We start from the raw sequence: 22,919 nt of genomic DNA, 5'->3' as shown, positions 1-22,919 counted from the left end.
CTGATTAATCACCGATTAATCCATGTTTTCTATTATGTGTTTTCACTGTTTCATCCAAACTAGCGGCTTCTGTCAAAGCAGCCACATTTTCTTTAGTAAAAAAGCCATCAAAACCATGACAACGCTCAACATATTCAGTAATCAAGATTGAATATTTGGAGTGCTTAGAAAATATTTGTTTTAAATCAGGCTCTTCTTTACATGCTCCAAAAATCTTAGCTAAAAACTCAATATTGGCCTCGTCACGCAAGGTCTCAATGACATAATCGATATTCTTTTTACCAGTACTGTGATCGCCATCTGTTACCTCGATAGCAATATGATGCATGCGGCGCCCATAGTTTCTGACAAAATTCTCAGTAGGCATGGGGAGGCCTTCAAAAGAATTCACCATAAAAGGGGTATTGTTGGCAGTAAACACCTTGGCAGGCGATTTAATATCCTGGCCATGAGAGACACGATTCACATTCGTTGATGAATTCATATCACTAATGTTGTAAGCACCCCAGAAATAGTAATTAGACAAGCAAAGAAACTCTAAAATTGAATCCTCCCGCTCGCCAGCTAAAATTCGTGTTGCCATATGATCAATCCCTTTAAGCAAAGGTTTAATGCCTTTATCAATACTGAATTGTTCTGCTTTATCTAAAAGTTTCTTTTCCTGCTTGGTTAAATAAAATCGCTGCCCCAGATTCAGGCTATCAAAATCAAAAATATCACTGTCGGTATAACCTGTACTATTGAAGCAATAATCTGATAAACGAGTAAAATAAAAATGTTCATTACAATAAAATTTATTCTCAGTCATATCAGCATCATGAAAATGGAAATCCTGAGATCTTAAAATCTTACGAGTCTCGTCTTTGTCTTTTGTTTTGAATATTTCTCCGACATAACGAGCATTGAACTTTTCTCTTCCATTGGGATACATTTTATTAATACGAGTGATATCATCTTTGAAATTTGGATCTAAGGGCTCCAGTACAATAAAAATAGGACTATTTGGGGTGTTAACAAGAAAATAAATTTTGTGTGTTGCACTAATATAACTGACAGCATAACGATATGGTGTCATGATATATAGTTCATTTAGATAGCTAATAGCGTCACCTGTTTGTACCTGCACCACGATTCCACAAATATCCCCATAAAGATCCTTCAAGCCAACACCTTGTCGCCGCTCATATATTTTCATGCGATACTCGTTAAAATAATCTGTGTTTTTTTTATCCCCTTTGGGCTGATATTCAAATGGATTAATCATTGCACTCTCCCATCTAGCCAAAAGCGTGTTAGAAGCAACCTAAAATTAAGTATATACCTGATTAAACGATTTTTTATTTCTTCAACAAGAAAGCTTGGAGAAAAGTCTGATAAAAACTAGGTATTGCCAATCCCGTTCTTTTAATAACTTTATTCCTCTGAATTTCCAGTTGGATAACTTAGATAATTAATAATTTTCCATTCACCTTTGCTGTTTTTCTCCAAAATATCCAGACCTTCATCCTGAACGTGAATTACACCACCATTTTTATTGGCTATTTCTAAATACCAGGTAATTCGTACTGCTGCCAGAAATTCAGACCGATAAATTTCATGCAATTTAAAACTGTAATGATATTTGCGTGTGTCATCAGCAAAAATTTTTTTAAAACCATTACATATATTTGTATAATTTTTCCTACTGATCCCTCGATAATCTGCAACAATGTGAACAGAAAATAAATTACAAGATTTAGCCAATTCACGGTTATTAAACGCAGTAGTCCAATTGGTAAATAATTTTTTAAAAAACACTCTATCTTCGCTTATTGCGCCGAAAGCAACTTGAGAGCACAACAAAGCCAACGATACTAGAAGAGTGACATACTCTTTTTTAAATTGCTTAAATCTCATAACAAATCCTATATAAATTTTCATCTTTATCTCTAAAACCGATTATTTTCTAATAGTAATAACAGATAATTTTACATCTGCTAAAATTAAAGCATAAGATTTACATTAAAATCTAAAAATGAAGCACAAATATACGGCGAAAATCTATTTTGAGGATGGCAAAACAGTTAAAAACCATGGAGATAATATTGAAAAATTAGTTATTTGGATGCGCAACCAAGCACGAGAAAATTTCAGCGATATCAATGGTGAAATAATTGATAACAAACTACATAGAATCATCAAAAATATCCAATACAGCCCCCTAGACACTTAATAAGAATAGTGCTTGGAAAATGGAGTAATTCACTATGGATAAATTTAGTGATCGATACGAGGCAGGGAAAGTTATAGCAACCCAGCTGAAAGATTATGCCAATAAACCGGATGTGATTGTCTTAGCCTTACCCCGTGGAGGAGTTCCCGTTGGTTATGAAATTGCAAAAGCCTTAGCACTCCCCCTTGATGTTTTTATTGTACGTAAACTGGGTGTACCCGGGCATGAAGAATTGGCTATGGGGGCCATTGCAACAGGAGGAACAACCATTTTTAATGAGGAGATTATCGATGATCTCCATATATCTCCATCAGCTATTGAGCTCATTTTACAAACTGAACAAGGCGAGTTAAAACGTCGTGAAATAAGCTACCGTGATAATAGGCCTCTTCCGAAGCTGGAAGGAAAAACAGTTATTCTTGTTGATGATGGTATTGCCACAGGAGCAACCATGCGAGCAGCAATTAAAGCAATCCTTCAACATAAACCTGCAAGCATTATCTTGGCAGTGCCGGTAATAGCTCTGAGTACTTATAACGAAATGAGCGCTCTAGTTGATAAAATTATCTGTTCCATGAAACCACTCAATTTTTATGCTGTTGGCTTATGGTATGACGATTTTTCACAAACCACAGATAGTGAAGTATCTGATTTATTAAAAGCAAGCAAAAAAAACGAGGAGCATACCCCTTCTATTGCAACAGGAGTCCATCATGAGTAACTTCATGGTAGATATGGAACATCCTGTAATTATTCCCAGTGCGGAAATTTATCTTGAGGGTCTTTTATGTATACCTAAGGAAGCCCAAGGTCTTGTGTTATTTGCTCATGGTAGCGGGTCTAATCTGCATAGTGTGCGTAACCTATATGTTGCAGATGTTTTACATAAGGGCAAGATTGCTACCTTGTTATTTAATTTGCTAACTCCTGATGAAGATGCGATTGATGTAGCAACAAGGGAATTTCGCTTTGATATCCTTCTCTTGGCCGAGCGCCTGGTTGACGCAACCAATTGGTGTTTAAAAAATCTTTCTGTTTATCACCTGTCTATTGGTTATTTTGGAGCCAGTACAGGAGGGGGCGCAGCTATTGTTGCTGCCGCAAGCGCACCAGGCAATATAAAAGCCATTGTCTCACGTGGTGGAAGACCCGATTTGGCTAAAGAAGCATTGAGTCTTATCAAAGCACCTACATTACTCATTGTTGGTAGTAATGATGAAATTGTTATTGATCTGAATCAGCGTGCTATGTCCAAAATGAACTGCATAAAAAAATTGCAATTAATTCCCGGGGCTACTCATTTATTCGAAGAGCCAGGTACGCTCGCTGAAGTAGCCCAATTGGCTAAAGCCTGGTTTATTAAGTATTTGGTTGCTTGAGCGACAATAAATTCACTTTCATTCTTATGATACCGTCTCAGGATCATTACTTACATTAATGATTATCTTTCCCACAGCCCGTTGACTTTCACTGCGTTGATGAGCCAAACCCACATCTTGCAAATTAAACTCACTGTCTATATGGGTTTTTAATTTATTCTCTTCGATAAATTGCGTAAGACTGTCTAAGTCTTTTTTATTTTTTCGCAGTAAAATAATCTTTGCTTTTGTCCGGGTAAATGTGCTGATCAAACTATTAAAAATCAATGAAGGACTGGGCAAGGTAGCAATATAAATACCATGCTTGGTTAAACATTTCTTAGACTGAGAATAACTATAAGCCGCTACGCAATCAAAAATCACATCGTATTTTTCATCGCTGACAAAAGGAGGGCTCTCTTTATAATCAATGACTTTATCAGCTCCCCATAATTGCACAAAAGCCACATTCGCAGTGCTACAAACCGCAGTAACTTGAGCTCCCAGCAATTTGGCTATTTGCACTGCAAACATGCCAACACCACCAGAAGCCCCTAAAATTAATACCCGATAATTAGCTTTAACAGCACCCTTGTCTCTCAAAGCCTGTAACGCAGTCATTGCAGCTAAGGGAATACTCGCCGCTTGTTTGAAATCTATATTCTTTGGCTTCAACGACAGGCTTGCTTCGCTCACAGCAATTAATTGAGCATAGGCCTGCCCTTCTTTCTTAATGGAACAGCTATAAACTTCATCCCCAATTTGAAAAGTCTTAACACCCGCACCGACACCTTCTACGACCCCAGAAAAATCAAAGCCTAAAATTGCCGGTAACTTAATTGGATAAACATAACGCAAGGCACCAGAACGAATTTTCCAATCAATAGGGTTGACACTACAGGCTTGAACGCGGACTAAAACCTCATTCTTATGAACAACAGGATCAGGTAGGTCTTTGATGGTTAATTGATTAAAATCACCATATTTTTCAATAATCGCGGCTTTCATAAAGTTTAAATCATCCCTACTATTTAACTTAGTTATAAACTCGAAAGCGCCCCCTCGTCAATGACTATAAGCACGACCTACAAAATCATTACTTATTCGGAGTAATGACTTGATTTTAATCTACATTGTGAGCAGATTCGGTACATCATCCTTCGGTGGTTGATTGATTAAGCCGGCTCCTTGTTTCCATTGTTTAGGAAATTTGTCTTGTAGATGAGCTTCAACCAAGTGCATACGCAAATCAAACTGTTCTTGAGCAGCATAATAATCTGGTGAACTCGCACAAAGTTTAATAACTTCACGAAAAAAATCAGCCAATCTGTACTCGTTTTTCCCTATACGAAGTATCGTGTCCTGCTCCAAACAAGCCTCAAAGTGAACCCTATCATAAAGAAGATGGGATATAGAACTATTGAAAAGTAATGCCGGATCAGAAATAAATTTACTCACCAAATCATTTAAGCTCGTTATGCCTTTTTCAACAACCACATAACTATTTGGCGCGTCTTCGTTTATCTGACAAATATTACGGAATCCCCGAACACATTGGGATCTGATATGCGCCGCTTCAAAGCCTGGAACAAAAACCAGATCATCACCCTTGCCATCGCGTTTTATGAGCCCGATTACCATTTCAATCTGAGCAAATCGTCTGCCAAGTGGTAGAAAAGAACTGTCATTTTCCTGATGCTGATATTTCGTTGCATTGGGATTTAAACCAAACAACCTACTCGCGTTAAGAAGGTTTTCGATAATTCTGCTGGTATTTTCTCTAAACGATTTTTTTTGTTCATCGTATTCTTTGGGGCCATATCTTTTCTCGTTATTAGGAAGATGCTCAATAACATGAAGTCCATCTTTAAATCCAAACCATAGCGCATCCGCTAAACTAATATAGGTATCGTTCTCCTTTTCATCTCTTCTAATCGCTATGCTATCCTCAGGGCTTAATCTACCTAATTTACCTTGTTTTTTTAATTGTTGATGCTCATCAAATATCAAGGCCATGGTTTCTGGTGTTAATAAATCGGCTATCTCCTTATCCAGGAGAATTTTTCTATTTAATGCCGCATTACCATAATAGACTTTATCGCTGTATCTATCGGCACAGATAGTTTTTATTTTTTGTATATTCGCCACAGCATCCGTTGTCTCTTCAATTCGAGCACGAACTTTCTTATCGAGTTTTTTCATATCAGCTAAAAGCCTCGCTGGCTCCACGCCTTCACTGAACCGTTTATTTGCCCATTGAATTTGCTCTTCTACCTGTTGATTGACATCCCTCATGGCGAGAACAACAGTCTGTATGTGTTTATTCGATTCAGAAGGATTAATTTTGCTGACTTTTATCAGCTCTTCACTTATTAATTTTTTTACTTCCTGTAATTTTTTCAAATAACTTGCTTGATCGAGTGGGTTACTCACTGCTAAAAAATCAATTAGCCCATCAATTTTTTGCAAAATTTTCTTACTGGAAACAAAATGTATTTTTGAAAAAAAGCCTGTTTTCGCCGGTTTTCTTTCCCGTTGATAAGTATCGAGGGCTTGAGCAAGCTCTTCATGCAATTTTATAAGCTCATCACGTATAGCAATATTTTTTGCCGAATACCGAAGTGACTCAGCGGCTGTATCAAGAGAGCGAACTGGAATAGCAGCGAAATAGTGATGTTTTTCCTTGTTACGGTATTCATAAAATTTTAATTGTGTTCCAGGGGTGAAAAGAACCTCTCTTTCTTTTTTTAGATCAGCCAGTAACTCGACTCTTTTCCCCAGGGGATTTTTTCCAAAGGGCTGATAAATAGTAACGTAAGTATCATATCGGCTGAAATTAATATCATCTTTCAATGAAGAGCTGACAAAGGCTTCTTGTTTTTTTTCTTTTCTTTTCTTTTTAACAGCGTTAACTCGTTCTTGGAATACAGCCTCCATATCACTCTTTTTTTCAAAGCGATTTAACTTCTCCAACTTTACTGATTCATCACCGCCTTCGGGAGATTGTAGATCAATTTTATTAAGCCCTTGAGCTGCAATACAACAGACTAAAATAGTTTCTTGCACTTGTTGAGCCAATTCCCGTACCGGTAATTTTCTTAGATTTTCACTTTTTCCACGAGTTCTCAAGAATGCATTGATAAGGTGATAGGCAGGGGTTGTATAAACATTAACGGCCAATTTTTCAGCATAAGATAAATCGTCATAAATACCTTCGGGATCGCGAGTTTGGAAATCTTTCCGAGTAGGAAAACCATCTTTTTTTTGCCCGCTTTCTTTCTCTGCAACCCCCACCTCATCAAGCTCCAGGTCCGCAAGCTCCACGTATGTCAGTTCAGTCAGATCCTCCGTCATATCATCTATGAGTTCTTCGGTAAGATCCTCTGTAGCCTCTTCAGTCATTTTCTCTGTAGGGTTCTCTATAAACTCAACTGTCTTTGTAGGCTCGGCCGACTGCATCAGCTGATCCAAATCATCTTCACGATCCTCATCCAAATGAGGTCTATACCTATTCGTCTTTTTTCTCAGAAAGGTAACATAACCATCAAGAGCATTATCGGCAAATTCCAAGTGTTCGAAATCAGCATGTTCAAGGATTTTTGTAAGATTATAAGTATGATCATCAATTTGAACTTCCAGTTCTTGCCGTCCATTATAAAAGACTGTAATCATATGATCTGATTCGTTTAAAAATGCTAATGCTATTTTTTCAAGATCGTAAGTAGCTTCACTTTTGTTTCTTGGACCTTTCTCTAAATGGTATGTTTGCTCTGCATAAACATCTTTCATCATTACAACCGTTTCTCTACGCTTTCTTTAATTATAGATTCACAGAGAAGCAAATTGGCAAATAAATATACTCTATGATTAATTAATAGGTTTCAAGTATAACTATTTGATTGTTAGCGGTTTGATAAGAGGCTGTTGTAGGCGATTCCCGCTTATTTCTGCTATTTTTTAAATGAGGTAAAACGCACTAGAAGCCATGTACTATAGTTAAAAACTAAAATAAGCTCATTTTGAACTTAATAAATACCACAGGAAGGAAGGAGTGAAATGAAGCAAAATAATTTTCTTTCCATGTCGAAAGAAGGCTTTCATCGAATTGCTTATACTGAATGGGGTATCCCCTCTTCATCACGCGCTTCTATTATTTGTGTCCATGGCTTAACTCGCAATGGCCGTGATTTTGACGCACTTGCCAGGTATTTAAGCCTGCAAGGTCATCACGTCTTTTGTCCAGACATTGTTGGCCGAGGCGATAGCAGTTGGCTCAAGGATTCCCATCACTATACTTATGAACAATACATTCTCGATATGAATGCGCTGATTGCTCGTACTGCAACAACAGAAATTGATTGGATTGGCACCTCGATGGGCGGTCTAATCGGCATGATGATCGCTGCCCTGCCTAACTCACCTATTCGCCGTCTAATTATGAATGATGTTGGCCCACAGATACCTGTTCATGCTCTTTGGCGATTATCTAAATATGCGGGTAAAGATCCTGAGTTCTTGAGTAAGGAACAAGCTAAAGAATATTTCAAAACTATCTATGCTACCTTCGGTGCATTGAGCGAAGAGCAATGGGAAGAATTTACTGAGCATAGTATTGAAGAGCGCTCACCTGGCATTTATGTTGTTAAATTGGATCCCGGCATTAAAGATGTTAAATGGCATGGTCATTTCTTAAAAGAATTCCTATCCAATCCTCACAAAGCGTTGGAAGGCATTTTATTTGATATTGATCTTTGGTCTATCTGGCGAGAAATTAAATGCCCAGTAATGGTGATCCATGGGCGCCATTCAGATCTTCTGCTTCCCGAACACATAAAAAAGATGCGCCGAATTCACCCTGATATTGAGGTTTTGGAGGTAGAGGATGCCGGACATGCTCCCGCTCTCCTGGATTTGGCACAGCATGAAATAATATCCAGTTGGCTGGCACAGTAAAATGCCTCATACTAAATCTTAACAGTCGAAGAGAATTCCCAACTTTTTACGGCCAACCTCTGGCGTATAAAACACCGGAGGTTGGCCGTAGGAAGTATATAATAATAGATTATTATTTTGTGCCTCTCTGCGCACGACCCGCGATAATCGAAATTAAACTTAATAGACTTCGCAGCAGGCTTGTGTCATCTCCTCATTAAGCATGTAATTGATATATTGTAAATTTCTGGTCGCTTCAATGGATGTTGGTCTTACTATTTTCGTGAGGTCAAAATCATACTCTGCAAGAAAATGAACAAGTTTAATCGCACCGTCTTCCATTCTATTTTCTTTAAAGGAAGCTTCAATTTGTCGTTTGAAGACCTGTATATCTGCATCACCGACCGGAGCAAACCCCCACCTGCCTTTCACTCTGCCAATCCCAATATGGGTATATTGCCGCTTTTTTTGATCAAAATAGGAAACCACTAACAAGTCAGGTATTGAGCTTTCTCGAATTAGCCATACTGCTTTACTAACTTTCACTCTCGCCTGGTTGGCGTCCAATTTATTTTCCACCAGTACCGTATCGAGCTCGGTGAAAATAATAGGACAGGCTTCCATTCCCTTAGTTAACTCCTCTTTTGACCACATCGCTTTCTCCTTTAGGTGTAATCGAATTTGGATAGAAGAAAATTAGCACTATTCCAGAAATAATATTTTTCGTTTAGATCGCCAAACTTTAAGATAGCGCTATCTCAAGTTCAGCACAAGAATTTGCTAATAAAGAGGACATTCTCTTTAAACCTGCCGCGTAATCGAATACGATCATTAATCCAGGATTTAGAACATTGTAAGTAAACTAACATCAATAAATTTTGTGAATAAACCGCAATTTCATGGTAAAAAAACTAAAAAAATTAAATAATGAAAGAATAATAAGTACTAGCGCTGTTTACATTTCGCTAGCTTGAGTTTATACCCTACCTAGTAGTGGAAATGAAAATAGCTCCTAGAATGGTAATAGGAATCTTGACATGAGTAATCCTAGAAGTATTAGTAACGGCATACTTGCAGGTCTTGTCGCAGGGCTTTTTTTTGCTTTCTTTCTACTCATGAACGGGATGACCGAAGATCTTGGAAGTATCATTGGCATGCCTACCAGGCTTGGTGGTTTTTTTGTGCACCTTTGCATTAGTTTAATCGCTGGTATCGCTTTCGTTCTCCTGTTAGACCGCTTAATAAATTCATGGTTGAGCGCAACTCTTTGGGGATCTGTATTCGGTATTAGTATGTGGGTACTGGGCCCCATGACTTTACAGCCCTATTTGTCAACTGATATTCCATTATTGGCACAGTGGAGTATTTCCGGTTTTGACAACAATAAACTTTCTTTAGTCGGCCATCTTATCTACGGTTTGGTTTTAGGCCCCATTTATTATGTTTTAAAAAGTACTTACTACAAAACTTAAGATTTATTTACACCTTGATAGATCAGTTCGCCAACCAATGAAAGAAGCAAAACTCGTCTGTTTTAATGGGCAAATTCAACTACGTCTATCTCATCTGATCTCGCACTGAATCCCGCCATGCCATTGAAATGATACTTTTGTAGCTCCGCAACCTAAGGTTGATGGAAAATAAATTCCCTATTTTGATCAAATTACACTCCATAAAGAATTATACTTATACAGATAGGGCAGAGTGAATCCAGATATGGGAAGCGCTTATCATGACCACTAATCCTAAAACGATTAATCTTGCGCTACAAGGAGGCGGAGCTTATGGTGCTCTGGCCTGGGGGGTTTTAGATAAATTCCTGGAAGACGGCCGTATAAATTTTGGTTCAATTTCAGCCAGTAGTGTAGGTGCATTGAATGCAGCCGCGCTTGTCTATGGCTTAATTGAAGGGGGTAATGATGAAGCTCGTGAAACTTTATATAAACTTTGGAAAATGATTAGCAATGCAGGGCAGTTGTATAATCCAATAAAAATCACCCCAATAGAAGAATTATTTGCCATAGACCTTGAACACTCTTTGTCCTTTACTGCATTTGACTTGATGAGCAAAATGTTCTCACCTTATCAGTTAAACCCCTTTAATTTTAATCCCCTAAGGGAAATCTTAAAAACGATATTAAACATTGATCAAATCAAAATTGCTCATACACCAAAACTATTTATCACCGCAACCAATGTAAAAACAGGCAAGGTTAAACTTTTTAATAATGAGCATCTTTCCATAGATGCTATTATGGCCTCGACTTGTGTCCCCTTTATGTTTCAAGCTGTTCAAATCGATGACGATTATTTCTGGGATGGCGGTTATATAGGGAGTCCAGCACTATCCCCTCTTCTTTCTCATTCACCTAATAATGACATTTTAATTCTTCATACAAATCCAATTGCTCGAGAGCAAGTACCCGAATCAGCAACCGATATTTTAAATCGGGTTAATGAAATTAGCTTTAACTCTTCGTTAATACGAGAAATAAAGGATCTGGTTTTTGTTAATGAATTACTGGACAAAGATTGTATTAAGGAAAAATATAAAAAAAATATGAAGCAGGTTTATTTGCATAGCCTGCAAGCTGACAAAGTCATGCAAGCTTATCCAGTAGCCAATAAATTATATTTTGATTGGACGTTTCTTTGTCAATTATTCGAGGAAGGACGTAGAGAGGCTGCAGATTGGCTAGAAAAAAATCTTCGCTATCTTGGTAAACGCTCCACTATAAATCTGAATGAATATTTTTAGAAAACTCTCTATCCAACAGAAACGTTCTGCTAATCTTCGCTATTTTGTCTATATTTTAATCATGGATGACTAAAAGGACTTATCATGAATGAAGTCGATATTTTGCTGCTGTTTTATGAAGAAATGAAGGCTCAAGGAAAAAGCCGAGATGCTATTTTTATGAATATTGACGAATCAATTGCTAGTGTACTTGCCCAAAAATTTAAACGTGATGTGACGCTTGAAGAGGTTCACAAACTTGCTGATATCTGTATTGCCAATGAATGGTTAGAACGTACAACCATTGATCCAGGCTATAACTTCCTCTCACTTACAGCTGCAGGCTTACAAGTTGTCCTGGCGCATGAATATGCCAAAGGCGTTTAGAACAATGTTGTCGTCTGTGCCAACCTCCTTTTCATGTCAGAATTATCTATACTAAAGAAAAATAATTTAAGATCTCACTATGAAAACAATAAATTGTGATTGTCTTATCATTGGTGGTGGTATTCAGGGTCTAATGCTTTTAAACCTTCTTCAAGAAGCCGGTGTACAATCTCTTGCCCTTGTAACTGATCAGCCCTTAGGTGAGGGGGAGTCAAATCATACTCACGGCTATTATAATAGAGGCTATTTTAACAGTTTAGTCTCCACCGTTGAAAGCAGTCATTGGTGGGATCATTTTTTCAAGCAACATCATGATAAATGCGGGAAAAAAGATAACGCTTATGTGATAGCCAATGAATCAGATGCTCAACATCTAAAATCCATTTGGCAGGCCAAATCACTACCCTATCAATCTCTAGAAAAAATTCCAGCGAGTTTACAAAGTCTTGGTTGTGAATTAAAACCCCAACAACAACTTTTCTCTGTACAAGAAGGAACGATTAATGGCTGCGCTATTATAACTGTTTTAGCACAGCCATACAGAAAACAAATTGTCCATGCTCGTGTACAAAAACTCATTTATAGTGAAGAGCAAAATACAATTATGCAGGCCGAGATAAACACTTCCAAAGGAACTTTCTTAATTAAATCAAAACATTATTTCCTTTGTGCGGGTCGAAATAATCAATTACTCACCACTATGTTAACCCAAGCCCATCACTTAAGAAAAAACCTTGTCCCCAATACCGTTCGTTTTATTCCAATGCTACTCTTGAAAGGGAAAAGCCCTGACTTAACCGGTGTCTATTTGTCATATGGTTTAACAATGGCCACTACCTACGATGAGGAAAAACAGCCTGTCACTATTATTAGTTATATTAAAGGCCTAAGCAGTACTCATGAGCTTGTTGCTTTAGGAGAGAAAATAACGGACGATGCTCAATTGGTCTATCAATGTGTAACCCAATTTAAAAAATTATTTCCTCAGTTCAAATTTGATAATAATGATTACCAATTGGCTTATTTTACCGGGCCTAAAATAGACAGTCCTGCAGATAATAATGAAATTATGAATAATGATTGTTACATCGATGACTTAGGCATTAATAATTTTGATTTTATTTGGCCTGGCTTATTTACCAACAGTTACTATGCAGCCACAGAGTTAATAAAAAAATATCGCACAGCTGGCGCCTCCTGGCTAGTCACACCTGCAAAAAAACTATTTAACGCAGCTGACGAACAATTGCCTCTACAGCAAGAAATTGCCAAAGAATATCGCTCGCCAGGAAAGTTAGAATGGTACAGCTGGAACGATTTCTGTAAAAAATATCCCATCCTTTTGGGCAAATAAGTTTTACCAAGCCTAATCTACTGAGTCAATTCGCCGCTGTAATGATTGGCTGCCTGTAAACCAAGGCTCGCACCCAATTTTTGCGCTGCGGATATAAAACTACAGAAAGCAAGTAACTCAACTAATTCCTGATCAGAGAAATATTTTTTTAAGCGCGTAATTTCCTCTTGATCAATTGATAAATGGTCCAAAGCAAATTTATTAGCCAGACGCAGTGCTTCTGCCAATCTTAACGAGTCAGGATTTTCGTCCGCTGGCCCTGCTTTGGCCATACAATACTGACAAACATGATTAAACGCTAAGACACGTCTGATTTGCTCAAGAAAGTCAGCATCAAACGTATTACTTTGGAAGAAAGCAATTTCAAGTTGCTGCCATTGGACAGAAATTTCAGGTAAGTGACCTAAAAGTTTTTCAAAGGGTGTAACCCCTTGTTTTGATAACTTAATATGTGCCATGCTTATTCTATTCCTTAAATAAATGTTGCATTTAATCTCTTTTAGTGTAAAATTTATCCAGTTATGAAACAAAAATTCTTATACACAACACTTTTTGTTAGTTTACTTGCACTGCGCATTTTTGCCGGATGGTGGTTTTGGCCTCAGCAAGAACAACCAGCCGTTGTTTTAAAACAAATCCCTTTTACCCAATTACCCGGTTGGGAGACAACGAATGTCAGGAAGTCACTGCTAACCTTTCAGGTTTCCTGCCGCACCTTTTTAAAGCAAGATCCTGAGCAATCAGTTGGTAGTCAACAGATCGAGCTAAAAGCAGGAGATTGGCACCCCGCTTGTCAAGAAGCATTGTCGATTACCTCTACCTCAAAGACAAGAGCACAAAAATTTTTCCAAAAATGGTTTAAAGTCGTTGAATTTTCCAATAACGAGCCAGTAAGAGGTTTATTTACCGGCTACTATATGCCCTTACTTCATGGAAGTTTAACTAAAACCAAGAAATACAATATCCCTATTTATAGTTTACCTTCCGATCTAATTACAATTAACTTAGCTCCTTTTGATCCAAGCTTAAAAAATCGCCGGGTTATTGGGCGTTTAGAAAAAAATACCGTAGTACCTTACTACACACGTAAAGAAATCAATAAAGGCGCCATCGCTAATAAAGCGGAAGTGTTAGTTTGGATTGATAATCCCATTGACAGAGTATTTTTAGAAATTCAAGGTTCGGGCATTGTCCAGCTGCCTGACGGAAAACGCATGTACGTTGGTTACGCAGGCCAGAATGGCGCCCCCTATACGTCGATAGCACGGGTATTAATTGATAAGGGAGTTATGACGAAAGATAATGCTTCGATGCAAAGAATCAAGCGCTATCTTAAAGCACATCCTGAAGAGATTGACGCTGTTTTAAATCAAAATAAATCCTTTGTTTTCTTCCAGGACTTAAAACAAAATGCTGCTTATGGTGCGCAAGGGGTTGCCTTGACTGCCGGTTACTCTCTAGCCATTGACCGCAAATATATCCCGTTAGGTGCCCCGATCTGGCTAAATACCACCAGACCCGATAAGCATCATGACGATAAAAAAGTATTTCAACGCCTAATGATCGCCCAGGATACTGGTGGTGCAATTCGCGGAATGGTGCGTGGTGACGTTTATTGGGGAGCAGGTAAACAAGCGACTTTCATTGCCGGCCATATGAAGAATGCTGGCCATTACTGGTTGCTTTTACCACGCCATACCATTACTCAACTCGAGAAAAAGGAATTGTCCTAATAAAGACAATTTCTTTTCTCAACAAGCAATCAAGATTTATAGTTCTGAAATAGGCTATTAAGAACACTGTCTTGAAAAATCATTTCAAAAGCCTCCTCATTTCGTGCTTCTGCTGGGGTGATAAGCGTAGGGGCAGTACCCTCCAATGCGTCAGCTAAACTTATAAAGCGATACCCATGCTGCTGATATAAATCAATGATATCTCCTAAACAATAGCTGTTAATCAAATTGGCGTGAATTAACAATATTTGCTTAACTGGCTTATCTCCATTAAATTTTTTTGCTTTATTTTCTGCTCTGACTGTTTGACTCCAAATATAGGCAAGATACCTTTGTTTAAGGCGGTTTAAATTTTGCTCCCGTAAACGATAGGGAATAGCAAATAACTGACTGTTAAATAGAAAATCCTTACTATCAATCGTTACAGGCGCAATAATATATTGATGTTCAGTAAGGTAATCATAGACCTTCTGTTTTTTATCCCCTTTGCTTTCGGCCAGGTAGGGATAACGGAAATATTTCTGTGTTGTCATTAAAGGCGTTAAAATTTTATCTGCCTTATCGACATCCTCGATGTATTTTTCAGCACTGACGCTATTTAAACTTCGATGAGAATAAGTATGATTCCCTAAAATAAAACCGGCTTGCTGGAATTGCTCTAAAAGTTCCCATTGCCCCTTTTCAATTGAACCAGCAATCACAAAGCCAGTAGCTGGAACATTCTTATCACGCAATGTTTGCAGGATTTTCATAAAGCGATCATGTTCTCGCTGTAAATTGGAAGCCTTACCATTTGCTGAACCGACAAAAGGTAAATCATCAATGGTGATGGCTATTTCTCGGACTTCAGAAAAACTTGGATTACTAAGCATCCCCCCCAGTATGGCAAAACACAAAAGAGATCTCTTGCGAAACACGCTCCGGTATTTTTTCCACATTGCCAATCCCTCAACCCTTGTTTATGGATACTCCTAACCTGCAAAGTCTATACCACAATTTACCCGCTATTAACCGTATGAAATCACTAAAAATCGCTTGATGCCTGTAGCTAGTCAATCAGTTCTAGCCACTGCAATTGGCATAATTTAAATAAAAAGGCCAGATCCTGTTCCCGATTGCGGAAAGGCAAGAGCGCAGTATTAGTTAATAAACGATGGTTACAAACCAATTTGATTAAAGCAGGCGAAACATCATTGTCAGGCCATTCATCTCCATTAATAAATAAATTAAGGCGGGACTCTTGAGAGTTTACCTGGTAAGCAAAGCGGCAAGATGCATTACGAATCATCCCCTCGCTTTTAGTAAGCTGCCGGGTAAAAAGACCGATATCAATCATTTCCTCGTCCGCCAAAGGGATCGGTAATAAAGTTTCGGCCTGTTGATCCAATTGGGTCACAAAGCAGCCAAACCAATGTTGCAAATGGCTTTCATCGTCGATAACTGTTTGCAATAATTTTTTTGCATTTAACCAGGCTTGCTTCGGTATTTCCGCTGAACCTTGATTAACAGTCCAATCAGGATCTTGATATAAAAGACCAGTCGGTTTTTTTTCTGCTAAATAGTCTGCAAAACTATCTAACAATTCTTGCCCCTGATAACTACGGTATCCAAAAGAATAAGTCATGCAATCATTGCCAATAGCTATACCATAATGTCCAACATGGGGAGGAAGATAGAGCATATCCCCTTCTTCAAGAATATATTCTTCCTCCGTTAGAAACTGTTGCATAATACGTAATTCGACGCCGGGTAAATAATTATCTGTCCGACAATGTTTGGTCGTTAACGACCATTTCCGCTTTCCTTGTGCCTGATACAAAAAAACATCATAGTTGTCGTAATGAGGTCCCACACTGCCATGTTCAACGGCATAACTAATCATGACATCATCCACCCGCCACTGAGGAATGAAATTAAAATAATCAAGCATTTGTGTTACCTCTGGAATGAAGCGGTCTACACCCTGGACGAGTAAGGTCCAATGCGTTTCAGGTAACGTTTTAAAATCTTTCGCAATGAAGGGTCCGCGTTTTAAATGCCAATGAGGCGCTTTTTCTGGTGTTTCAAAAACAAGGCGGCTTTCTATCTCTTCTTCCATTGATAAACCAGCTAACTCATCGGCTGTAAGTGCATTAACAAAATCAGGTAATGCCTGACGAATTAGCAATGGTTTTTTTTGCCAATATTCAGTTAGAAATTTGTTTACATCGATCTCATGAAAATACACCATTATTAAACACTCTTTGATTTCATCTCGCTTTTGCGCAAAGAATATCATTTTTTAAGATTTTTCATCAGACCTATTTAGCTGCTGCAAATCTTACACTAAAGGGTTATAGTTTAAAAAAACTGTCAAATGAATGAATATGAAAAATAATAAAACCTGCTTATCCCTCCTCCTCAGCTGTTTTATGATGAACGCTGTGGCAAGCAATAGCAGCCTTTGCCAGGCAGAGGAAACGATTTTATTTTCCTGTATGACAAAACAAAACAAAATAATTTCTTTATGTGCTTCTAAGGAATTATCTGCTACTAATGGTTATATTCAATATCGATTCGGGAATAAAAAAGCAGTTGAATTGACTTATCCGGCGAATCAGACTGTCCCCGCTAGCAAAGCTTTTCAGGGTCGTTCCCAAATGTTTAGCGGTGGCGGCGGAATCTATTTACGCTTCAAAAACAAGGCTTATGATTATCTAATCTATGAAGGTATCGGTAAAGGCTGGACTGTCAGCGGCCTTGTTCTATTGAAAAATTCGAAATTTTTAACTTATTTTGCCTGTACGAATAAAGCAATTGTTGAAATTACTCCTGACCTGTTAAGCCAGATTAATATCCCGCAAGATAGCGATGAAACTGAATTTTTCCCTGCTGATATACCGGGACTAAGTTAAAAACTCCATAGCCATAATAAGAACTGTTCACGGTCGCTAGTTTAATGGTTAGGGCTTATTCGAATCGCGCGGCCTATGTGCGAAGCGCAAACACAAGATAGGAGACCTGTTACAGGTCTCTAGACGTAGTGTATCTTTAAAAGTACTGACTCCAAAGTCAATCCCGGCCCAAAAGCACAACTAAAGATCGACTTATTGTTATCCTTCTCCCCTAAGCTATCCCATATGCTTTTTAAAACAAATAAAACGGTAGCAGAAGACATGTTGCCATATTTCCGTAAGACCTCATAAGAATAGCGGTTGTCATCTGCGCTAATCGTTAAAGCAGCTTCACAGGCTTGCAGAATTTTAAGGCCGCCAGGATGAATAGCATAATAGTCAATCTCCTTAGCAGACCAACTCGAATGGCTGAGTAATTTCTCCATAAAACTGGCAATTCCAGATTTTATAACCTCTGGTACGTAGGCGCTGAGAATGATATCAAAACCATGATCAGCAATATGCCATGCCATTTCCTGCTTAGTCTGTGGAATTAAATCACAATAAAAAGATTCCAGGCTCAGGCAGATCTGATTTTGTGGTTTGGTTTCAACCAAGATTGCGGCAGCACCATCGGCAAAAATAGCATTTGAAATGATATTTTTCGTAGCAAGATCTTTTTGAAAATGAATGGAACACAACTCAATACAAACCACTAATACCTTTGCATCGGGTTGCGCACGACAAATTGCATCCGCTGCCTTCATGCCATTAAAAGCACCATAGCATCCCATAAAATTAATGGCCATACGGTTAGTAGACGAATTTAACTCCAACTGTTGTACAATTTCGATATCAATGCCCGGCGCATACATGCCAGTACAGCTCACAGTAATTAAATGAGTAATTTCTTTTTTAACGCAATTGGTTGCCCTACCTAAACAATTTTGAATCGCATGAAGCGCAAGCGTCAAAGCATGGTGTTTGTAGATAGCCATCCGTTGTGCAGTCGTAGGAAATGCTGCTGTAGGCTCATTTGGAAAAAAAACAAACTCACCCGGCATCTTACAATAATCACTCAATACACTATAACGTTCTTCGATTCCGGATGATTTGTAAATAGCCTTTAATAGTCTTCTTTTAACGGGATTAAGTTTTAGGCTAATACCAATGATTTCAGCAATTTCTTTCTGGCTGCGCTTATAAGGTGGATTGGCAGTTCCTATTGCTGTAATTGCAGATTGCATAATTAAATCCCTTTATTAACAATAATTATCTGGCATTAGCCGTTTTTAAACAGTCGTAAACGTTTGTTCTTGGCACGGAGTCTTCCTAATGTCCTTTTTACGCGATGCAAATAAGCTATACTACAAGAAATCTAATTGACAAGAGTGTAACATGAGCCTGGTACAACGTCTTAAAAACTCTTGGGATTTCTTAATCTGCTGTATTCAGTTTTTGAAAAAAAATCCGGATTTGATTGTCTTACCCGTACTTAGCTTAGTTGCAATATTAGTGGTTGTTGCTTCACTCGCGGGAGCCTCATTTTTGGAGATAGATGTACTACTCCAATATTACCAAACCAATATAGCCATTCTGATCATTGGTTTATTGCTTTTTTATTTTTTATTGTCCTTTGTGATTCTTTACTTTAACGCCTCACTTATTACTTGTGTCATCGAACGCATGCAAGGAAATAAAATAACTGTTTTCCAGGCTCTGTTTAGTACTTTAAAAAGAACAGGCCCTCTCTTGCAATGGACCTTCATTAGCGCCACCGTATGTATTCTCATTAATGCACTGGAACGAACACATGACATTGTTGGGGAGATTCTTTCAGCTATTTTTGGCTTTTCCTGGGCGATTACCACTTATTTCGTTTTGCCGATTATGATAGTAGAAGACATAGGGCCAATTACAGCATTCAAACATTCAATTACACTCATTGGTAAAGGCTGGCGAAAATTGCTCTCTGCAAATTTCATCTTGTTTTTGTTTGTTGCAGTAATGATTGGCGTTTTCTACTTGGTTGCCTATCTTTTTAACGAAACGAATCAATCATTACCAGTCAATATACCAATCATTCTGGGTTTTCTTGTTTTAGGGGTTATTATTAGTAAAGCGTTTAATACTATTTTTAATTGTGCACTGTACCTAACTATTAGTGGCAGACCCCTGCAGGGTTTTGACAAGACCTTACTGTCTGAATTAGTCGTAAAGAAATAGGCTGAATCTCTAACTAGACGCTATGGACAAAAAAAAAATTTTTGATCGAGTGTTCCCACTAAAGCATCTCATTGCAATTTTTTGCAGTTTAATAGCTATTTTCATCATTAAACAAATTACACTGTTTTTATATATTAAACCCTACCAGGACCTCGATCTCCTTAGCCTCTGCCATATTCTCTGGCATTCAAATGATCTTTTTTTACGGCTAATTCTAATTTTCAATTTTCTTATCAAACCACTTTTTATTTATTGGGTTATTATTTATTTATTTTTAATCTGCAAAGTAAAAGTAACACCTCCAAAAAATTGAACAATTCCTTTATCACTCAGTTCTTGCTCAATTCAAGGTGAGCCAAAGGGATATAATTAGAGTGTTCCTTACCAGGCCTGCTTTCAAATAAATGAATCTCATCAATCCAAATCCTGGGAATAAGTGGCATTTTAATTTTTTCCAGGGAAAAAGACTGATGAACACGACGTAAACGCCCCAGTGTTAGATGCCCCCGGAAAGCACGGGTTTCAACAGGATAATTACTTGCTTTAATTCCTTGGCCAATCACGGTGGACAATTGAGTTAAACAATCACTTGGACCTACAGCCAAAGAAATAATTCGTGGATGCGTTGGTGTCGGAAAAAATTCCATGCCCTTCAATTCCAAATAAAACGAAGACAGATTAGTTAGACTACTGCGAACATTTTCAATAAGTTGTGGCAGATCATTAATATGAACCTCTGGAATAAATTGCAGGGTGATATGTAAATTTTCCTTAGGCACCCAATGTACTTCAGCAGCAGGAATGTATCTCTGTGCTGAAGCCAGGATTTCTGCCAATAATCGCTGTGTCGATTGGGGCATGGCAAGTGCAAAAAAAACCCGCATTGGTTTCATTGTTTAATAAGCCACTGAGTTTGCAGTAATTGTTAAAGCCCCCGTTATATCACCAACAAGGAAGCGAAAAGCATCAAAGGTATTGGGTACAGTACCAAAGGTCACAGAAAAAGGTGCTGTAACTATTCTATCAGTACGCAACAACATCCATGTTCCATTTAAAGCATAAGTTCGCACATAGAACTGTGTTCCATCCGCAATTTCCCCTATTTTACCTGCCGAATTAGCACTACCCGTGGATTTTTGAAATCCAACAACCTCATATTCGTTGGAGCTGTTTAATATAACATTTAAATAACCATTAGAGCCTGTGGGGCTAACCTCTTTAACTGGAATTAAAAAAGTATCCTCCCCAGCAACGCTTGGATTAGTATCATTAGGAATAAAAAGAACCGGCTCCGTATTTAAGGAAGGCCAACTAGCAAGATTTTGTGCTTTATTAAAGCTAACATCAAACGTTGTACCTACACTGGGAGTGCTATTAATATTTGAATACTGTATGGAGGTATAACAGGGAACCGCACCAATATTGTTGTTGTTATTGTCAAACACATTGTTACAGCTATCATTCCCCACTGCAGCAAATAACTCATCAAAATCATTGCTCACTGTCGCTGTATAATTAGTACCATCGAAATTTAAATTAACTATATTGGCCACTAAACCGGCAGTATTCGCTGTATAAAAATTATTGTAGGCAGTTACTAAATTGATGTAATTAGTTGAAAAAAACTGATTTCCATTCAGTGATGTATTGTTAGGATAGTCTGTTTTATAAGAGGCCAAAATAGAAGGGAAATAGACCGTCAAACCAAAAGAAGCCTCCCTATTGGGGCTGTTTTTAAAATATTTCACTGCGTTTTGTGTGGCGTCAGCCAAGGCTGTTGATGCTGCACGCAAATCTAAATCAACAGGAAACTGGTCAAATACCCGACTGGCAAACTCCACCAAATCGACCAGATCATAGCTCTCATTGTCCCATACGGAAGTAGAATAATCTGGTGCTTTGAACCTGCTCCGTGCAATATTTTTCCAATTGGCGATACTATTGGTATAAGGTTGTAAAGCAACTGCAAAATGATCTACTGCAGATAGTAAATCAGGTATAGCAGCCGAGTCGACCACTGATAAAGTAGTCGAATCATTTTTATTTTGATTGGTATAACCATTAACAATCTCAGTGCCCACGGCCAAACCATCCGCTGTGGGATGTGTGTTCACATAACTCAGAAAAGTATTGTATTGCCACCCCTCGCCAGGCTCTAAATCTTCCGACCCCACGTAATAGTTTGTATAAGGATACAAACCGGCAATTGTCTCAGCACTGCCAAAAAGACAGGCATCAAAACCAATAATCTCAAAACGTTTTCCGGTATTATTGGAAGCGGCCATCGTGGCGGCGACGATTTGATTCATAGGTGTTATGGCAGGAGGATTCACTTCATCAAAACCGAAACCACCATTGGGCCCCCCACCATGATCCCAATAGACGATAATGTATTTATCCGCAGGATAGTTGGTCACACCCCATTCAAGAAAATCCTGCACAGTACTGGTAGCACCCATGCTAATAGAACCTAAATCCTGAAGTAAAAGCAAACTGCCGGGTAATACCAGTTTCCGCTGCACCGTAAGCCAACCTGCTTTTTGTGCCCCGCCGGTTTCTATCACAACATTCATATTTTTAGTAGAGCCAACTTGCATCATTTGGTTGATATTATCTGTTGCAGCACCACTTTTTGACTCTAAATCCGAACCTACTATGTATACCAGAATGGTATATTTAGCCTGTTCTACATTCATCATGATACTGCTGAGCAAAGGAGCCCTACCACCGTAGTCAATGCTTAAAAACCGTGCCAGAGCCCCCTGATGAAGATTAGAGACCACTACAGTAATTGAACAGGATTGATTTGGGGCAAGAGAAGAACCGCAAGTAGTACTCAAAGTAGTCGCTGCAGGAGCCTGTACGTCAGCACCATTGTTAACAATTGCGATTCTTCTGAGCGGTAAGCGCTGTGTTTTTACATTATTACGAATCGTATAAGTCAATATCTGTGTTTGGCCAACCGCCATTTGATTGGCTACAGGCTGAACTGTAAAAGAAAGAGGGAGAATGCCTGCCCAACTGGCAGATAACCCCAAAGACAAGAAAGCGAATAAATAAAAACAACGGCGAAAGTATTTGTGCATTCTATCAACCTTCATCAAATG

At 38.3% G+C, this 22,919-nt stretch carries 21 protein-coding genes; 10 read left to right on the top strand and 11 right to left on the bottom strand.

Features of this window, described 5'->3' with window-relative positions; all coding sequences use genetic code 11:
* Positions 1 to 4: 4 nt before the first annotated feature.
* Positions 5 to 1,264, bottom strand: a complete 1,260-nt coding sequence (locus tag ACN4Z1_RS06235; protein WP_115221144.1) for a hypothetical protein — start codon at positions 1,262 to 1,264, stop codon at positions 5 to 7.
* A 149-nt stretch (positions 1,265 to 1,413) separates the two neighbouring features.
* On the bottom strand, positions 1,414 to 1,920 hold the full coding sequence (locus tag ACN4Z1_RS06230; protein ID WP_228364153.1) for a hypothetical protein: 507 nt from the start codon (positions 1,918 to 1,920) through the stop codon (positions 1,414 to 1,416).
* Between the two features lie 326 nt (positions 1,921 to 2,246).
* On the opposite strand from ACN4Z1_RS06230, the gene ACN4Z1_RS06225 reads away from it, so the two are divergent.
* Both ACN4Z1_RS06225 and ACN4Z1_RS06220 read left to right on the top strand, forming a co-directional pair.
* Positions 2,247 to 2,933, top strand: coding sequence for a phosphoribosyltransferase (locus tag ACN4Z1_RS06225; protein ID WP_115221141.1), 687 nt, complete (start codon positions 2,247 to 2,249; stop codon positions 2,931 to 2,933).
* Complete coding sequence (locus ACN4Z1_RS06220; protein WP_228364154.1) at positions 2,926 to 3,591, top strand: dienelactone hydrolase family protein; 666 nt, start codon at positions 2,926 to 2,928, stop codon at positions 3,589 to 3,591. Before ACN4Z1_RS06225 ends, ACN4Z1_RS06220 begins: the two co-directional genes overlap by 8 nt.
* Before the next feature lie 24 nt (positions 3,592 to 3,615).
* Here ACN4Z1_RS06220 and ACN4Z1_RS06215 read toward each other — a convergent pair whose 3' ends face one another.
* The gene (locus ACN4Z1_RS06215) at positions 3,616 to 4,578 is read right to left on the bottom strand and encodes an NAD(P)-dependent alcohol dehydrogenase (RefSeq protein ID WP_228364155.1); all 963 of its coding nucleotides are present in this window, start codon (positions 4,576 to 4,578) and stop codon (positions 3,616 to 3,618) included.
* A 120-nt stretch (positions 4,579 to 4,698) separates the two neighbouring features.
* A complete protein-coding gene (locus tag ACN4Z1_RS06210; protein ID WP_228364156.1) occupies positions 4,699 to 7,362 on the bottom strand; it encodes a hypothetical protein in 2,664 nt (887 codons plus the stop codon).
* Between the two features lie 264 nt (positions 7,363 to 7,626).
* Between ACN4Z1_RS06210 and ACN4Z1_RS06205 the strand changes: the two genes are divergently transcribed.
* Entirely contained in the window at positions 7,627 to 8,523 is an 897-nt protein-coding gene (locus ACN4Z1_RS06205; RefSeq protein ID WP_115221137.1) for an alpha/beta fold hydrolase, read from the top strand.
* Between the two features lie 159 nt (positions 8,524 to 8,682).
* Here the strand turns inward: ACN4Z1_RS06205 and ACN4Z1_RS06200 are convergent, their stop codons facing one another.
* Positions 8,683 to 9,156, bottom strand: coding sequence for a hypothetical protein (locus tag ACN4Z1_RS06200; protein WP_228364157.1), 474 nt, complete (start codon positions 9,154 to 9,156; stop codon positions 8,683 to 8,685).
* Positions 9,157 to 9,539: 383 nt separating this feature from the next.
* Between ACN4Z1_RS06200 and ACN4Z1_RS06195 the strand changes: the two genes are divergently transcribed.
* The 4 genes from ACN4Z1_RS06195 to ACN4Z1_RS06180 all read left to right on the top strand — a co-directional run bounded on the left by ACN4Z1_RS06195 (position 9,540) and on the right by ACN4Z1_RS06180 (position 12,980).
* Positions 9,540 to 9,974 carry a hypothetical protein gene (locus tag ACN4Z1_RS06195; protein ID WP_228364158.1) on the top strand — a complete coding sequence of 145 codons (435 nt, stop codon included), beginning with the start codon at positions 9,540 to 9,542 and terminating at the stop codon, positions 9,972 to 9,974.
* A 260-nt stretch (positions 9,975 to 10,234) separates the two neighbouring features.
* Entirely contained in the window at positions 10,235 to 11,260 is a 1,026-nt protein-coding gene (locus tag ACN4Z1_RS06190) for a patatin-like phospholipase family protein (RefSeq protein ID WP_228364159.1), read from the top strand.
* An 84-nt stretch (positions 11,261 to 11,344) separates the two neighbouring features.
* Positions 11,345 to 11,626, top strand: coding sequence for a hypothetical protein (locus tag ACN4Z1_RS06185; protein WP_115221134.1), 282 nt, complete (start codon positions 11,345 to 11,347; stop codon positions 11,624 to 11,626).
* 79 nt (positions 11,627 to 11,705) lie between these two features.
* Entirely contained in the window at positions 11,706 to 12,980 is a 1,275-nt protein-coding gene (locus ACN4Z1_RS06180) for an FAD-dependent oxidoreductase (RefSeq protein ID WP_228364160.1), read from the top strand.
* 17 nt (positions 12,981 to 12,997) lie between these two features.
* Here ACN4Z1_RS06180 and ACN4Z1_RS06175 read toward each other — a convergent pair whose 3' ends face one another.
* On the bottom strand, positions 12,998 to 13,438 hold the full coding sequence (locus tag ACN4Z1_RS06175; RefSeq protein WP_228364161.1) for a carboxymuconolactone decarboxylase family protein: 441 nt from the start codon (positions 13,436 to 13,438) through the stop codon (positions 12,998 to 13,000).
* A 63-nt stretch (positions 13,439 to 13,501) separates the two neighbouring features.
* On the opposite strand from ACN4Z1_RS06175, the gene ACN4Z1_RS06170 reads away from it, so the two are divergent.
* Complete coding sequence (locus ACN4Z1_RS06170) at positions 13,502 to 14,713, top strand: murein transglycosylase A (RefSeq protein ID WP_228364162.1); 1,212 nt, start codon at positions 13,502 to 13,504, stop codon at positions 14,711 to 14,713.
* Positions 14,714 to 14,742: 29 nt separating this feature from the next.
* Here ACN4Z1_RS06170 and ACN4Z1_RS06165 read toward each other — a convergent pair whose 3' ends face one another.
* Together ACN4Z1_RS06165 and ACN4Z1_RS06160 are read right to left on the bottom strand one after the other, a co-directional pair.
* Positions 14,743 to 15,651 (bottom strand): polysaccharide deacetylase family protein, encoded by a 909-nt coding sequence (locus tag ACN4Z1_RS06165; protein WP_370634590.1) that lies wholly within the window; start codon positions 15,649 to 15,651, stop codon positions 14,743 to 14,745.
* A gap of 110 nt (positions 15,652 to 15,761) precedes the next feature.
* Complete coding sequence (locus tag ACN4Z1_RS06160) at positions 15,762 to 16,943, bottom strand: cupin domain-containing protein (RefSeq protein ID WP_228364163.1); 1,182 nt, start codon at positions 16,941 to 16,943, stop codon at positions 15,762 to 15,764.
* A gap of 136 nt (positions 16,944 to 17,079) precedes the next feature.
* On the opposite strand from ACN4Z1_RS06160, the gene ACN4Z1_RS06155 reads away from it, so the two are divergent.
* A complete protein-coding gene (locus ACN4Z1_RS06155; protein WP_228364164.1) occupies positions 17,080 to 17,607 on the top strand; it encodes a hypothetical protein in 528 nt (175 codons plus the stop codon).
* Positions 17,608 to 17,726: 119 nt separating this feature from the next.
* On the opposite strand, the gene ACN4Z1_RS06150 is transcribed toward ACN4Z1_RS06155, so the two are convergent.
* Positions 17,727 to 18,833: a type III polyketide synthase gene (locus tag ACN4Z1_RS06150; protein ID WP_228364165.1), complete on the bottom strand. Its 1,107-nt coding sequence runs from the start codon at positions 18,831 to 18,833 to the stop codon at positions 17,727 to 17,729.
* A gap of 151 nt (positions 18,834 to 18,984) precedes the next feature.
* Here ACN4Z1_RS06150 and ACN4Z1_RS06145 point away from each other — a divergent pair, with 151 nt between their 5' ends.
* Positions 18,985 to 19,812, top strand: a complete 828-nt coding sequence (locus ACN4Z1_RS06145) for a DUF6159 family protein (RefSeq protein ID WP_228364166.1) — start codon at positions 18,985 to 18,987, stop codon at positions 19,810 to 19,812.
* Between the two features lie 329 nt (positions 19,813 to 20,141).
* Here ACN4Z1_RS06145 and thpR read toward each other — a convergent pair whose 3' ends face one another.
* Together thpR and ACN4Z1_RS06135 are read right to left on the bottom strand one after the other, a co-directional pair.
* The gene (gene thpR / locus ACN4Z1_RS06140) at positions 20,142 to 20,696 is read right to left on the bottom strand and encodes an RNA 2',3'-cyclic phosphodiesterase (protein WP_228364167.1); all 555 of its coding nucleotides are present in this window, start codon (positions 20,694 to 20,696) and stop codon (positions 20,142 to 20,144) included.
* 12 nt (positions 20,697 to 20,708) lie between these two features.
* A complete protein-coding gene (locus tag ACN4Z1_RS06135; protein WP_228364168.1) occupies positions 20,709 to 22,898 on the bottom strand; it encodes a clostripain-related cysteine peptidase in 2,190 nt (729 codons plus the stop codon).
* Positions 22,899 to 22,919: the final 21 nt, after the last annotated feature.

The sequence above is a fragment of the Legionella sp. ST3F1 genome, assembly GCF_048553315.1.
Taxonomy (GTDB): Bacteria; Pseudomonadota; Gammaproteobacteria; order Legionellales; family Legionellaceae; genus Tatlockia; species Tatlockia donaldsonii.
Note: the sequence above shows the minus strand (reverse complement) of the source record. Positions and strands in the feature narration are given on the sequence as shown.